The sequence below is a fragment of the Bifidobacterium tissieri genome (assembly GCF_002259645.1).
Taxonomy (GTDB): Bacteria; Actinomycetota; Actinomycetes; order Actinomycetales; family Bifidobacteriaceae; genus Galliscardovia; species Galliscardovia tissieri.
Window position 1 is genome coordinate 70,788 of sequence record NZ_MWWV01000019.1, and the last position, 14,698, is coordinate 85,485.

Annotated in this window: 13 protein-coding genes and 1 tRNA gene; 12 read left to right on the forward strand and 2 right to left on the reverse strand. The window is 60.2% G+C overall.

What is annotated here, in order from left to right:
* Positions 1-733: 733 nt before the first annotated feature.
* Positions 734-821, reverse strand: a tRNA-Leu gene (locus BTIS_RS10650).
* A 96-nt stretch (positions 822-917) separates the two neighbouring features.
* Between BTIS_RS10650 and BTIS_RS10655 the strand changes: the two genes are divergently transcribed.
* From BTIS_RS10655 to BTIS_RS10685, 7 genes are all read left to right on the forward strand, one after another.
* Complete coding sequence (locus tag BTIS_RS10655; protein WP_094665300.1) at positions 918-1,724, forward strand: 16S rRNA (uracil(1498)-N(3))-methyltransferase; 807 nt, start codon at positions 918-920, stop codon at positions 1,722-1,724.
* 84 nt (positions 1,725-1,808) lie between these two features.
* Positions 1,809-2,147 carry a histidine triad nucleotide-binding protein gene (locus BTIS_RS10660; RefSeq protein WP_094665302.1) on the forward strand — a complete coding sequence of 113 codons (339 nt, stop codon included), beginning with the start codon at positions 1,809-1,811 and terminating at the stop codon, positions 2,145-2,147.
* A gap of 92 nt (positions 2,148-2,239) precedes the next feature.
* Entirely contained in the window at positions 2,240-3,361 is a 1,122-nt protein-coding gene (locus BTIS_RS10665) for a PhoH family protein (protein ID WP_094665304.1), read from the forward strand.
* The gene (gene ybeY, locus BTIS_RS10670; RefSeq protein WP_094665306.1) at positions 3,358-3,909 is read left to right on the forward strand and encodes an rRNA maturation RNase YbeY; all 552 of its coding nucleotides are present in this window, start codon (positions 3,358-3,360) and stop codon (positions 3,907-3,909) included. The genes BTIS_RS10665 and ybeY overlap by 4 nt, the downstream gene beginning before the upstream one ends.
* 13 nt (positions 3,910-3,922) lie before the next feature.
* A complete protein-coding gene (locus tag BTIS_RS10675) occupies positions 3,923-5,320 on the forward strand; it encodes a hemolysin family protein (protein ID WP_094665308.1) in 1,398 nt (465 codons plus the stop codon).
* Between the two features lie 34 nt (positions 5,321-5,354).
* On the forward strand, positions 5,355-6,326 hold the full coding sequence (era, locus tag BTIS_RS10680) for a GTPase Era (protein WP_245819424.1): 972 nt from the start codon (positions 5,355-5,357) through the stop codon (positions 6,324-6,326).
* Positions 6,326-7,381, forward strand: coding sequence for a Gfo/Idh/MocA family protein (locus BTIS_RS10685; protein ID WP_094665312.1), 1,056 nt, complete (start codon positions 6,326-6,328; stop codon positions 7,379-7,381). The genes era and BTIS_RS10685 overlap by 1 nt, the downstream gene beginning before the upstream one ends.
* A 167-nt stretch (positions 7,382-7,548) precedes the next feature.
* Here BTIS_RS10685 and BTIS_RS10690 read toward each other — a convergent pair whose 3' ends face one another.
* Positions 7,549-9,471 carry an AMP-dependent synthetase/ligase gene (locus BTIS_RS10690; protein WP_420807019.1) on the reverse strand — a complete coding sequence of 641 codons (1,923 nt, stop codon included), beginning with the start codon at positions 9,469-9,471 and terminating at the stop codon, positions 7,549-7,551.
* A 334-nt stretch (positions 9,472-9,805) separates the two neighbouring features.
* Here BTIS_RS10690 and BTIS_RS10695 point away from each other — a divergent pair, with 334 nt between their 5' ends.
* The 5 genes from BTIS_RS10695 to BTIS_RS10715 all read left to right on the forward strand — a co-directional run bounded on the left by BTIS_RS10695 (position 9,806) and on the right by BTIS_RS10715 (position 14,663).
* The gene (locus BTIS_RS10695) at positions 9,806-10,960 is read left to right on the forward strand and encodes an NAD(P) transhydrogenase subunit alpha (RefSeq protein WP_094665316.1); all 1,155 of its coding nucleotides are present in this window, start codon (positions 9,806-9,808) and stop codon (positions 10,958-10,960) included.
* A gap of 2 nt (positions 10,961-10,962) precedes the next feature.
* Entirely contained in the window at positions 10,963-11,277 is a 315-nt protein-coding gene (locus BTIS_RS10700) for an NAD(P) transhydrogenase subunit alpha part 2 (RefSeq protein WP_094665387.1), read from the forward strand.
* Positions 11,277-12,689: an NAD(P)(+) transhydrogenase (Re/Si-specific) subunit beta gene (locus BTIS_RS10705; protein WP_094665318.1), complete on the forward strand. Its 1,413-nt coding sequence runs from the start codon at positions 11,277-11,279 to the stop codon at positions 12,687-12,689. The genes BTIS_RS10700 and BTIS_RS10705 overlap by 1 nt, the downstream gene beginning before the upstream one ends.
* A 221-nt stretch (positions 12,690-12,910) precedes the next feature.
* Positions 12,911-13,885 (forward strand): EamA family transporter, encoded by a 975-nt coding sequence (locus BTIS_RS10710; protein WP_094665320.1) that lies wholly within the window; start codon positions 12,911-12,913, stop codon positions 13,883-13,885.
* A 154-nt stretch (positions 13,886-14,039) separates the two neighbouring features.
* Positions 14,040-14,663 carry a 50S ribosomal protein L25/general stress protein Ctc gene (locus BTIS_RS10715; RefSeq protein ID WP_094665322.1) on the forward strand — a complete coding sequence of 208 codons (624 nt, stop codon included), beginning with the start codon at positions 14,040-14,042 and terminating at the stop codon, positions 14,661-14,663.
* Positions 14,664-14,698: the final 35 nt, after the last annotated feature.

The window sequence follows — 14,698 nt, forward strand, 5'->3', positions numbered from 1 at the left end:
AGACTCGACACCACCCGCGACCCCAGTACCGAAAACCCATGCCCGGCGTCAACCATGCCCCCAACACACCTGCCAACCACGCCTTGGGACATGACGTCAACCATGCCCCAACACATGCGTAAACTATCCGCTCGAACTAGACAATCTGGGTCAAACCGGACAGAAGTCTGGGTCAAACCGGACATATCAGATTCCGACCAACCCCGTTCCGGGTCGAACCGGACACGGGTCTGGGTCGAACAGGACAGAAGTCTGGGGCAAACCGGGTCATGAACACCGGCTCTGGGTATAACCATGTCACGAGCCCCCTCTTTTCCGCCGCTAACCTACCCGGTTATACCCAGATGTCCGGTTATACCCAGAATAAGAGTCTGGTAATACCCAGAGCGGGAGCCGACAAGACGTCCACGGTCGAAATCCGGATGATCAGCGGAAAACCCGAAACACCATGCCGGAATACGAGAAAGAAAGGAGAAGAGGAAAAGGGGAAGCGGAAGAGAGAAGCGGGAGAAGCGGGGCCGGCGTCAGAGAAGGGCGACGGATAACCGCCAATACACCGACGACACATGCGAATAAGACCCACGTTTTGACTCGTAACCCGACTTCCATACCCAGATCGAATGGCCATCCAACGACTAGACCACCAGACACACATTTTGGCCTATAAGCCAGAAATGTCCCACGCGGGCGGGGAATACAAAAAGACCCCTTGATTTTCAAGGGGTCTTGATAGTGTCCGGAGCGGGACTTGAACCCGCACGGTTGTATAAAATAACCACTAGCACCTCAAGCTAGCGCGTCTACCATTCCGCCACCCGGACAGGTGTCGCGCTTGGCAACGAGATGGAACTATAGCATCCCGGCATAGGTGCGTGTCAAATCGGATTGTTATCCGGCGTGTCGTATACGTTTGAGCCATGACGTTTCCGCTTTTTCTGATTGACCCCGATACGGACGAGACCCCGGTGAACAGCGACGAGCTGCATGACGGCTGGGTGCTGACCCTTCCGCAAACCGTGGCCCGTCACGCGTTCAAGTCGATGCGCCTCGTCGAAGGCGATCGACTGCAGTTGTCCGACGGCCGGGGATTGCGTATTCTCGCCACGGTTCACGATCCGCAGAACCGACAGGTGCGTGTGGATGAGTTCTCGCGAGAGCCGGCGGCGGTGACCCGCCTCGCTCTGGTGCAGGCATTGGCCAAATCCGGAAGGGACGAGCAGGCCATCGAAACGGCCACGGAAATCGGCGTGGATCGTGTGGTGCCGTGGCAGGCGAATCGTTCGATCGTGCAGTGGAAGGGTGGCAAGGAAGCCAAGGCCGCGGCCAAATGGAGGCAGGTGCTTGACGCCGCCACCGAGCAGTCCCGTCGCGCATGGGCCCCGGAGCTCGGCGACAAGGTATCCAGCAAACAGATTGTGGAGATGTGCCTCCGTGCCGGCGTGCATGGCGATCTTGTGGTCGTGCTGCATCAGGATGCCACTGACACCTGGGACGGTATCGAGAACAAGGTCAGGGCCATGGGGGAGCGCTGTCTGGAGGATGGGCGTCCGCGTACCGTGAGCGTGGTCGTCGGTCCCGAGGGTGGCATCAGTGAGGAGGAGGTGGCCGCATTCGTGGATGCCGGTGCCTCGGCGGTGGTGCTTGGCCGCAACATCATGCGCACGTCGAGTGCGGGTCCGGTAGCGCTTGCACTGTTGGCACGCGTGCTTGGACGTTTTTCCTGACCGCTGATTTCGGGCTTATTCCACGGATTTATCCGAAGTGCGCAATAGCATGAAGACGCAGTGCCACCAATGCAAGGAGGAAGCGTGAGCCAGGAAAACGACTGCCTGTTCTGCAAGATCATCGCCGGAGACATCCCCAGCACCAAGGTGTATGAGGACGATACCGTGTACGCGTTCAAGGACATCAATCCCAAGGCCAAGGTGCATGTACTCATCGTGCCCAAGAACCATTATCCGAACGTCGCCGCTCTGGCCAAGGATGATCCCGCACGGTTGGCTCACATCGTGGAAGTAGCTCAGTCCATTGCCGATTCGGAGTTCCACGGCGAATATCGTCTGGTGTTCAACACCGGTGTGGATGCCGGTCAGACGGTGTTCCACGTGCATGCGCATGTGCTCACCGGCGAGGTGCTTGACGAGTAGCCGGACCGGTTCGGGACGGATGTCACACAACGCTGCTGCTTGCTGCTGATTGCTGATCGAACCACACGAACGGAAAGAGACAACGACCTAACGTGGCCACAACAACACGTACCATTACGCTCCCGCCGGAACTTGACCCCGTCGCCGTGCTCGGCCCCGCCGATCAGGTGATCCGTGAAGTCGAGCGGGCGTTCCCGGAACTTACTATCATTGTGCGGGGCAACCGCGTGGCGATCATGTCGCGCTCGCGGCAGACCGAGGCACAGGCCAACAAGGCGCAGGAAGTCGTCGACGCGATCATTCACGCGGCGTACAGCGCCCCTATGGATGCGGATACGGTCCGACGCATGCTCGCATCCCATACGAGCCTCGCAGCGGCCAAACGTGAGCGACCGGTTCGACGTGGCGCGTCGTCCGATGCCGCGGATAGGGGGCGTGACAATCGGGGAGTCGTCGTGCAGACCGAGCGGAAACGTCCTCGTGTACCCGGTGTCATTACCTTCGCCCTGGGCGCTCCGGTTCGTCCGAAGACGCCTGGACAGATCGCTTATGTCAACGCGATCGAAAACCATATCATCACCTTCGGCATCGGACCGGCTGGAACCGGAAAGACCTATCTGGCCGTGGCCAAGGCCGTGCGTGCCTTCGAGGATGGGCAGATACATCGCATCATTCTGACCCGTCCGGCGGTGGAGGCGGGAGAGAGCCTCGGATTTCTTCCCGGCACGCTCAGCGACAAGGTCGATCCATATCTCCGGCCGCTCTACGATGCATTGAGCGATATGCTCGGCTCCGACCAGCTGCACCGGTATCTTGCGGATGGCACTATTGAGGTGGCTCCGCTCGCCTATATGCGAGGCCGTACGCTCAATGACGCCTATGTGATCCTTGACGAGGCGCAGAACACGACCGAACAGCAGATGAAGATGTTCCTCACCCGTCTGGGATTCAACACACGAATGGTCATCACCGGTGACATCACCCAGATCGATCTGACTGTGCCGAGTTCCGGTCTGAAGACCATCGAACGCGTGCTGCATGACATCGACGACATCGCCTTCGTGCATCTGAAGCCGGAGGATGTGGTGCGGCATGAGCTGGTTGGCAAGATCGTGGAGGCTTACGGACGCTACGATGAGGAACACCGGACGCGTCATGATCGGCGGTCGGGCACGCGCAATCACAGCAATGATCAGGAGAATAGCAACGCATGAGTGTGGACGTTACCAACGAAACCCCATGGACCATCGATCCCAAGGTGTTTTCCGATTTGGGCGTTTGGGTGCTCGATCAGATGCGGGTCAGTGTACAGTCCGATCTGACGATCATGTTCAACGATCCGGAGTCCATGGCCCAGTTGCATGAACGCTGGATGAACCTTGAGGGGCCGACGGACGTGATGAGTTTCCCAATGGACGAGTTGCGCCCGGGCAATGCCCGATTCACTCCGGAGGGGGTGCTCGGCGACATCGTCATCTGCCCGTACGTCGCCGCGGAGCAGGCACGCGCCGCAGGACACTCCACTATTCAGGAGATGCTGCTGCTCACCATCCACGGCACGCTGCATCTGCTCGGCTACGATCATGCCACTCCCGAGGAGGAACGTCAGATGTTCGGGTTGCAGCGTCAGCTGTTGCTCACCTTCCTCGCGTTGCGCCCCGGTGTGCTCGACGACGTGACATTGCCGCCGGGAGCGCCTGACCTTCTCGCCCGGTACGACGCCACTCATAGGGACGGTCGGTCCCGTTCCGCGAGGGGCTGAGCAGGAGTTGATGATGGTGAGTCTGAACGATCCCACGATTCCGGCAGTTGTCGCAATGGCGTTGGCGGCGCTATTGCTGGTGTGGTTCTCTCTGGTCATGGCCTCCACCGAAGGGGCTGTGTCACGAGTCACGAGATCCAGTCTGAACAATCTCATCCTTGATGTGCAGACCGGTCCCGACAGCCAGTTCACCAAGATGAAGCAGATTGATCGGATTCACAGAGTGCAGCGGCTCGTCGCCGATCGGTTCGCCACTTCGGGTTCGTGCGCGTTTTTCCGCATCGTGTGCAACATTCTCGATGGTGTTTTGGTGGCCAGCATCGCCGACGCGCTGGGTGCTCCGTTATGGATGACGTTGCTGGTGGGAATCCTGTTCGCTCTGATTGTGGGTGTGGTCTCCATCCTGGTACGTCCGCGCAGCACTGGGGCAAGCAAGCCGCTCCAGATCATGCTCAAGCATTCCCGAGTGGTGTCGTTCGTTGCATTGCTGACGCCGTTCGCTCGCGTCAATGGCATCGGTCGTGGATCCGGCAAGGCGGAACTGTCCGACGATGAGGAGCTGGAGAAGATTCACCTTGAGCAGGGACGCGCCATGATCGATCGTCTGGTCGAGACGAACGATTTTGATCCGGAGATCTCCGAGATGCTGCGCAATGTGCTCACGCTTTCCGAAACGCTCACCAGAGAGATCATGGTGCCGCGAACCGATATGATCTGCATCGGCCGCAAGGAACGACTCGGTAGCGTGTTGAAGATGTTTTCGCGTTCCGGATTCTCCCGTGTTCCGATCATCGGCGATTCGGTGGATGATCTGGTCGGCATGGCGTATCTTAAGGATGCCGTGAAGGCCGTGGCGTTCAATCCGGCTGCCGCCGATCGTCCCGTCGAATCCATCAGCAGGGACCCGTTACTGGTTCCTGAATCGAAGCCAGTTGACGATCTGTTCCATCAGATGCAGCGACAGCGCCAGCATGTGGCCATTGTCGTCGACGAATATGGCGGTATCGCCGGACTCGTCACCATCGAAGACGCGCTGGAGCAGATCGTGGGCGAAATGGAGGACGAGCACGATCGCACGCAGAAGTCGGAACCGGAGCGAATCGGCGAGGGACGGTGGCGGTTCCCCGCACGTGCACCCATCGCCGATATCGAGGAGATCTTCGAGATTGACCTTGACGAGGATGATGTCGATACGGTGTATGGACTGCTCACCAAGATGCTTGGTCGGGTGCCTCTGGTCGGATCCAGTGCCGTCACGCATGGTCTGAAACTCACGGCCGTCGATTCCGCCGGACGGCGTAAGAAGGTGTCCACCATTCTGGTCGAGTCTCTTGGGTCCGTCACCGATAAAGGGGCCAACAAGGAGCTGCTGCACAAGGACGATCGTCAGGATGGCGGCGATGCCGCATGATGGTGAGGCAGACGTCGCGCTAGAGTGGTGTCTCATGCAAGATGCTTACAGGTCAGGATTCATCGCGGTCGTCGGACGACCGAACGTTGGTAAGTCCACGCTGATCAACGCGTTGATCGGCTCACATATCGCCATTACATCGTCCCGCCCGGAAACCACCAGAAAGGCGATCCGTGGCGTGCTCACCACCGACAATGCGCAGATCGTGCTGGTGGACACCCCCGGTATTCACCGTCCCCGCACACTGCTTGGACAGCGTCTCAATGACATCGTCGATGATTCGCTGTCCGATGTCGACGCCGTCGCATTCCTATTGCCCGCCGATCAGCCCATCGGCCCTGGAGACAAGCGCATCCTCAGCCGTCTTCGTAGCGACTTCGCACGCAAGAACGATGACGGTTCCCTGACGTGGAAGGTGCCGCTGATCGCTGTGGTCACCAAGATCGACGAACTCGATCATGCCGCGCTGGTCGACAAGCTCATTGCCATCAACGAATTCGCGGCATTCTCTGACATCGTACCCGTGTCGGCGCTGGAGAAGGACAATCTCGATGAGGTCAAGCAGGTCTTCATCGAAGCTATGCCGGAAGGCCCACAGATGTACCCCGAGGACCAGATCAGTGAGGAGTCTCCCTCCGAGACGATTGCCGAGCTCGTTCGAGGGGCGTTCCTCGAGGAGCTTACGGACGAACTTCCCCATTCTCTCGCCGTGGTGGTCGACGCCATCGAATATCCCGACGAGGACGAGGACGCCGACTCCGACGAACCTCGCGCCGCAAATGCGCCCAAGCCCAAGGCGCAGGTGCATGTGTCCGTCTATGTCGAACGCGACTCGCAGAAGCCGATTATTATCGGACGCAAGGCGGAGCATCTGGTGAGGGTCAAGAAGAAGCTGCGTACGCCGATCAACCGCATCGTCGGATGCAAGGCCAACCTCGACATGCACGTCAAGGTGGCCAAGGAGTGGCAGTCCGACCCGAAGAAACTGGAAAGACTGGGATTCTGATGAGCGAACGCAATGGAACCCATTCGGGTACGGTGAATGTGGCGATTCTGGGATGCGGCCGCATCGCACGTCACATGGCGCAAACGCTGCGAGGCATGAGCCAGGACGATCGCTACGCCGATCTGATCCGTCCCTACGCCGTCGCTACACGGTCTGATGAGGCACGGGCCCGCGAGTTCGCCGACCAGTACGGTTTCCCCCACGCCTATGGTTCCTACGCCGATATGCTTGCCGATCCCGAGATCGATCTGGTCTACATCGCCACGCCGCATGCGTTGCATGCCGACCAGGCCATCGCATGCATGACGGCCGGCAAGAACGTGCTGGTGGAGAAGTCCTTCACGGCGAACGAGAGACAAGCGCAACGCGTGCTGGACGTCGCGCGCGAAACCGGGTTGTTGTGCACCGAGGCGATCTGGACGCGGTACATGCCCAGCCGTCAGCTGATTCTCGATGCGATCGAATCCGGAGCGATCGGCACGCCCCGTCAGGTGTATGCGAATCTTTCCTATCCGGTTTCCGCCAAGGCGCGCATGGTCGATCCGGCCATGGCCGGTGGTGCGCTGCTCGATGTGGGCGTCTATCCGATCAATTTCATCGCCATGGCGTTCCCGGATGCGCGGATTCAACGGACGATCAGCTCCTGCACACTGACCGATAGGGGAGTGGATGAGCAGTTTTCGGCCACGTTCTGGCTGGACAACGGCGTATCTGCGACGATCGATTCGTCCATGGTGTCCGTCGGTAGCAGGCAGGGCGTGATTCAGGGCGACAACGGATATCTGATCGTCGAGAACATCAACAATCCCGAACGGATCGACGTATTCGACAAGGATCACCGCAGCGTCAACACCATAGATGTTCCTGAGCAGATCACCGGTTATGAGTATCAGGTGGTCTCCGCAGCACATGCGATTCTTGAAGGACGCGGTGAGTGTACGGAGATGCCTCACACTGAGACCCTGCGGATTATGCGCATCATGGATTCTCTGCGTGAGCAGTGGGGCGAGGTCTACCCGTTCGAACGGGAGATGGCATCCGGAACGGAAGGATGAAAGGGATACGAAGTTGCCACGGCCGGACGAATGCCGATCACATGAATTGACGATTGCTCCGGCATGGCCGTTGGATATATGCGACAGGGGCGGTGACCACGGATCGAAGCCGTGGCCACCGCCCCTGTTTGATTGTTCGCAGTCGAACTCGGATTGCTTGCTCGCGGCTACTTCTTGCGCGGAGTGTACATCTGCGTGTTGAGCAGTTCGGCGTAGCGGGCGATCACCTTCGGACGGATCACCTTCATCGAAGCGGTCATCAAACCGTTCTCCTGGGTGAACTCCTCCGGCAGAACGATGAACTTGCGTACCGATTCGGCGCGAGAGACGCCGTCGTTCGCCAGATCGACGAACTTCTGAATCTCCGCACGTACGGCGGCATTCGCCGCGGCCTCCTCCATCGACATGTCACGGTTGAGACCCTTGGATTCCAGCCACGGGCGCAGATTATCCTCGTCGAGCGTGATCAGCGCGGAAATGAACGGACGCTTATCGCCGAGTACCAGTGCCTGCGAAACGATCTCACAGCGCTGAATGACCTCCTCGATCGGACCGGGGGAGACGTTCTTGCCGCCGGCGGTGATGATGAGGTCCTTCTTGCGGCCGGTGATGTACAGGAAACCATTGCCGTCGAGACGTCCCAGATCGCCGGTGACATACCACCCGTCCTCGGTGAACGACGACTTGGTGGCCTCGTCGTTCTTGTGGTAGCGGGGGAACACCGAGGTGCCCTTGATCTGAATTTCCCCATCCGTTCCGATGCGCAGCGTGAAGCCGGGGAATGGGATGCCGACGGAACCCTGATGGAATGGCACGCCCAGCGGGTTGAATGCGCAGGGGGCCGTGGTTTCCGTGGCTCCGTAGCCTTCATAGACGGGCACATTGGCTCCGCGGAAGAACGACATGAGTTCGGGGTCCAGCGGAGCGCCACCGGAGACGATCCACTGTGCGCGGCCTCCGAGGACGTCACGCAGCGACTTGTATACGATCGGGTCGAACGATGCGCGGCGGGCGCTGGTCAGCAATCCCGCATGGCCCTTGTCGTTGACTTCCTTCATGTAGTCCTGCGCGGCGGTCACCGCGGCGGCGAAGGCCAGTCCCTTGGCTCCATGACCGGCCTTCTGCGAGGCGGCGTTGTAGACCTTTTCCAGCACTCGCGGCACCACGATCATCACTGCCGGTCGTGCGACCTGAAGATCGCTGATCAGCGTCTTGATGCCCTGGGCAATGTAAACGTGAAGGTTGCTGGCGACCACGATGTAGTTGATGGCACGGGCGAAGGAATGCGCCTGCGGAAGGAACAGCAGCACCGAGTTATTCTCGTCATGCAGCAGATCGGGCATGTAGTCGCGCAGGTTGAAGGCGTCGGCGCAGTAATGCTCGTGCGTCATCTCCACACCCTTCGGTGCGGCGGTGGAGCCGGACGTATAGACGATCGAGCACAGGTCGGTTTTGTGAATCGAACTGATTCGCTCGTCGAGCACGGCGTCGGATATCGAAGCACCATACGCCTGAATCTCGTCAAGGCCGCCGGTCTCCAGACATACGATGCGCTCCACCGTCGGACAATCGCCAATCACGGTCTCCGCCTCGGCGCGCATGTCCGTGGTCTCCACGATCAGCAGACGGGCATCGGAGTTATTGGCGATGTTGCGGATCTGCTCGCCCGAATCGGTGTCATAGATGGTGGCGAGCACACCGCCGCAGGCCATGATCGCCGCGTCGATGACATCCCATGCGTAGCTTGTGCGGCACATGAATGCCACGCTGTCACCCTTCTTCAGTCCGTAGTGCAGCAGGCCCTTTGCGGTGATGCGGATGTCGGCGAGCGTTTCGTCGGCGGTCTTGGTGATCCAGCGGCCGTCCTGCTTGAAGGTGTACAGCGGCTTGTCGCCCATGCGTTCGGCGCGCTCGGCATAGATGTCGTAGATGCTGGTTCCCTCGTCGAGCGGCGGATTGCCGTCCGTACGGGCCGTCAGCAGTCCGTCATCGTCAAGGAAGGTCGTCGTCGCATAGCCGGGACCCCAGAAATCGACGTGCGGCAGTTCATCGGGTGACGGTGCCTCATGCGGTGACGGATTGTCAGGCAGGCCGTCCTCGTTCAGATCGTCGCTGCCGGGATAGTCCTGATAATTGCGTCCGAGGGTGGAAGCACGATGAGCCGCCGACGCGACGGCGTTCTTCACGGAACCGATTAGACCCACAAGTTCTCCTTCAACATAAAGATTCCTCGCATACTCTAGTCCCCGGCGCGTTCGTTACGCTACCGTAGGCGGCTCGGTGCCGTCTCTTTTGGAAACGGGTCTGCATAGCGCATGCATCCGAATTCTGGGCAAGTGTTGCCAATTGTTGACTTTGATATAGACTTGACTGGGCATCGCGGATCATCGTGACGCCGTCACAGAAGTTACGAGGGAGGACCAGGTGGCGGAAGATACGCAATCGACCATCACTTATGGAATTTTCAACGAGACCGCGGAATATGAATCCCGCGTGGCTCTCACCCCGGATATCGTCAAGCGACTCAAGCGCTCGTCCGTAGCGTGCGTGATCGAAAGCAACGCAGGACATGCCGCCGGTTTCAGTGATGAAGAGTATGAGAAGGCGGGCGCCAGCATCGGCTCCAAGGATGAGGTCATCGCTCAGGCACAGGCATTCGGTTTTGTGGGACGACCCGATGAAGGGCTTATCGACAGACTGCCCAGGGGATCCTGGGTCATCGGCATGCTCGGATCATTCACCGATCAGGAATACGTAGACCGTCTCGACAAGGCCGGACTGGTCGGCGTCGGCATCGAAAAGCTGCCGCGCCAGCTCAGCTCCGCGCAGTCGATGGACGAGATGACCAGCCAGAACTCGGTCATGGGATACAAGGCCGTGCTCAAGGCCGCCGACGCCTATGGCTCGTTCTTTCCCATGATGACCACCGCGGCGGGCACGATCCGTCCCGCCAAGGTGCTGATCCTCGGCGCCGGCATTGCCGGTCTGCAGGCCATTGGCACCGCACGTCGTCTCGGTGCGGTCGTGACTGCGTACGATGTTCGTCCCGCCGCCAAGTCCGAGGTGCTGTCGCTGGGTGCCAAGTTCCTGGATCTGGGATTGGACTTCTCCAAGGGGCAGGGCGAAGGCGGCTACGCGCGTCAGCTCACCGCGGAGGAACAGGCCGCCCAGCAGGCGGCCGTGGACACCAAGGCCGCCGAATTCGACGTGGTCATCACCACCGCCAAGGTGCCCGGACGCAAGCCTCCGGTGCTGCTCACCAAGGCCGGCGTGGACGGATTGCATCGCGGTGCCGTGATCGTGGACTGCGCGGCAAGCGATCTCGGCGGCAACGTCGAAGGATCCAGACCGAATGAGACCATCATCACCGACAACGGCGTCCAGCTGATCGGCGCCCCGGATCTGGCGAGTGGAGTAGCCACCACGGCCTCCAACTTGCTGGCCCGTAACGTGGCCGATGTGCTTGTGCATTTCGTTCAGGACGGCAAGCTCGCCATGGATCTGAATGAGGAACTCGACAATGCCATGGTCGTCGCGGGACGCGATGAGACCACGGCGACCAAGGAAGAGGAGAAGTGATCATGCCGGATCTCGTCGTTTCGATCACACTGTTCGTACTCGCGCTGCTCATCGGCATCGAGGTCATCGGCAAGGTGCCGGCCACCCTGCACACCCCGCTGATGTCCGGAGCGAATTCGATCCACGGCATCGTCATCGTCGGCGTCGTCATCGTCGCCGCCGAGGCCCACACCCCGCTCGCCTATGTGTTCATCTTCTTGGCCGCCGTGCTCGGCACCATGAACGTGGTCGGCGGCTATGTGGTCACCGACCGCATGCTTGAGATGTTCAAGAGCTCCAAGCCCTCCAAGAAGGATGAGAAGGAAGGCGATAAGTGATGACTGCGACTCCTATCGATATCGTTGCATGGTTCGTGTATCTGCTGGCCGCCGTGATGTTCGTCATGGGCCTGCACTTCATGAACTCCCCGAAGACCGCCCGTAAGGGCAACCAGATCTCCGCCACGGGCATGGTGTTCGCCGTCGTCATGGCGTTCGTGCATCTGTTCGTGCAGGGCTTCATCTCCGTCACTGCCGTGATCGTGCTCGTCGTGGGAATTCTCATCGGCGCGATCGCCGGCGTGGTGTCCGCCAAGAAGGTCAAGATGACCGACATGCCGCAGCTGGTTTCCGTGTTCAACACGGTCGGTGGCGGCGCGGCGGCGTTGGTCGCACTCAACGACATCCTTACCAACGAGAACCTGCCCACGCTGGTCGTGCTCATCACGGCCGGACTGGGTATCATGATCGGCTCCGTGACCTTCACCGGTTCGCTCATCGCCGCAGGTAAGCTGCAGGGCGTCAAGTTCGTCAAGAACCTCAAGCTGCCCGGCAAGAGCTTCTGGAATGTACTGTTCATCATTCTTACGATCGCCGCCTTCGTGATGCTGTGCGTTCAGCCCGAACAGCGTCTGCTCTGGTCCGTGCTTACCACCGTGTTCGCCCTGTGCTATGGCCTGGTGTTCGTGATCCCGATCGGCGGTGCGGATATGCCCGTCGTTATCTCCGTGCTCAATGCCTGCACTGGTACCGCCGTGGCCATGTCCGGTCTGGCCATCGACAACGTGGCGCTTATCGTCGCCGGTGCCCTCGTCGGCGCTGCCGGCGTGACCCTGTCCATCCTCATGGCCCAGGCCATGAACCGTCCGTTGATGTCCGTCCTCGCCGGTGGTTTCGGAGGCGACAATGCCGCGGGCGGCGATGACGGCGTGACAGGCACCATGAAGGAGACCACCGCCGACGACGTGGCCGTTCAGCTCGTCTATGCACAGAAGGTCATCTTCGTGCCCGGCTTCGGTCTCGCCATGGCCCAGGCCCAGCGAGAGCTCGCCGATCTTGGTGAACTGCTCAAGAGCCGTGGTGTGGAGGTCGCCTATGCCATCCACCCGGTTGCCGGCCGTATGCCTGGACACATGAACGTGCTGCTTGCCGAGGCCAACGTGCCCTATGAGGAGCTTGTGGATCTTGACGACATCAACCCGCAGTTCCCCACCGCCACCATCTCTCTGGTGGTCGGCGCGAACGACGTCACCAATCCTGCCGCTCGTCGTCCGGGAACCCCCGTCTCCGGCATGCCGATCCTTGACGTCGACAAGTCGCAGAACGTAGTGGTCATCAAGCGTGGTCGTGGTAAGGGCTACGCGGGCATCGAGAATGAGCTCTACTTCGAGGACAACACGCAGATGCTGTTCGGTGACGCGAAGAAGGAGCTGCAGGCGATCATCGCCTCCGTCAAGGAGCTCATCGCCTGATCGGATCGTTTATCGTTCCGTATGGCGTGAACGTCGGAATGACGGTAATGGCATTCCGATGACAGGCGACATTGATTCAGAAGGATCCCATCCGACATCGCGCGGATGGGAACCTTTCTTTGTTTGTTTTCCCCAGCAAGGATGTGCGATCGACTATCCGGAACGCCGAAACGCATAGGGAAGGACGATGTCAGGCATAGGGTGATGTAGGGTGAGGCACTGTGAAGAAGATCGTTGTCCGTATGCTTGATGTGACGCCGGCCGTGGTGATCGTCGCGCTTGAGGGCGCGTTGATGTATGTGGCCACCGGGGTGGCCAAAAGCGTGTTCACCCAGATCCATCCGCTGTGTGCGGCATGGTATCGTTTCGGCTTTCTGGCCCTGCTGATGGTCATGTGGCGTAGGCCGTGGCGTCGTGAAGTGCGCAGGACGTTGCCTGCCACCCGTCGTGATTGGGTGATCACCGCCGGATGCGGTGTGGCCATCGTCGCTATGAACACCATGTTCTACTTGGCCATCAGCCAGATGAACATGGGCATGGCGGTCGCCATCGAATTCATCGGACCGCTTGGCGTGGCGGTACTTACCGGTCGGAATTGGAGGGAACGCGTCGGTATCGTCATCGCGGCCGTCGGTGTGGTGTTGCTGGCCGGTATGTCGCTTGCCTCCCCGGACGGCGGTCGTTTCCTCGTTGGTCTTATCGCCATTCTCATCGGAGGCTCCATGTGGGGCGTATACATCGTGATGGGACGCAAGGTGGCCAGTACGGGTAGCCCACTGAACCGTCTGTCCGTCGCCATGTGCATCGGATTCGCCGTGCAGTCGGTGTTCCTCGCCGTGCCTGCCGTACGAGGTCTGTTCGTGCCTCCTCAGACCGCGACCTGGCTGGTGTCGGAAGGAGGTTGGGGCATTCTCCATCTGCTGGCGCTCATGCTCGTCGTGTCCGTATTCAGCTCGTTCTTCCCGTATGTGATTGATCAGGTGGTGATGCGCAAGACCACTCCGGGAACGTTCTCCGTCATGCAGTCCATGTATCCCGCCATGGCGGTGGCGGTGGGGCTGCTCTTCGCGGAGTTCCCGACCATATGGGAGATCGTCGGCGTTGGATGCGTGATGCTCGCCGTCGTCATCACATTCTCCGGGACCTCGCGTGTGCGACACCCGGTTCGTCGTGATTCAGTGGATGTGGTAGACTAGTCGATTGTTGTCTTGGCGAGGGAGTGGTGATGAGCCCATCATCCTCCGTAATCGACTCGACGTGTGATGGTTCCCATGCTGTGCATGGGCGTTCTCCGCGGCGCGTCGATGCGCCGAAACGAATTCCGAGATTTCGATCCATAAGGAGAACATCATGGCAGATATCACTCTTGAAGGTGCCGTTCGTAGCGAGTTCGGCAAGGGCGCTGCCCGCCGTCTGCGCGTCGCCAAGCTGGTTCCGGCCACCGTGTACGCCGGCGGCGAGGCCCCGACGTTCCTGCAGCTCCCGATGAAGGAGACCACCAACGCCCTGCGTCACACCAACGCCCTGTTCGAGCTGAAGTTCGGCGAGGACTCCAAGCTCGCCGTCGTCAAGGACGTGCAGCGCAACCCCGTCAAGCAGCAGATCGAACACGTGGACTTCTACGAGGTGCGTGCCGGCGAGAAGATCGAGGTCGAGGTCCCGGTCTTCGTCGAAGGTACCCCGAAGGGCGCTGCCGTGGCGTTCGTCGACATTCAGGAGCTCAAGGTGCGCGCCGACGTGACCAACCTGCCCGAGCGCATCACCATCAGCGTTGACGGCCTCGTTGACGGCACCAAGGTGCTTGCCAAGGACGTCGTCCTGCCCGAGGGTGTGGAGCTGGTGCACGACGATCTGGAAGAGTCCGTCGTGACCGTCGAGGTTCCGGAAGACGCCGCTGCCGAGGCTCCTGCCGCTGCTGCTCCGGCTGCCGATGCCGCCGCTGCTCCGGCTGCCGATGCCGCCGCTCAGGCCTGAGATCGGTCCTTTCGCTGACTCCACCGCCACTTGGC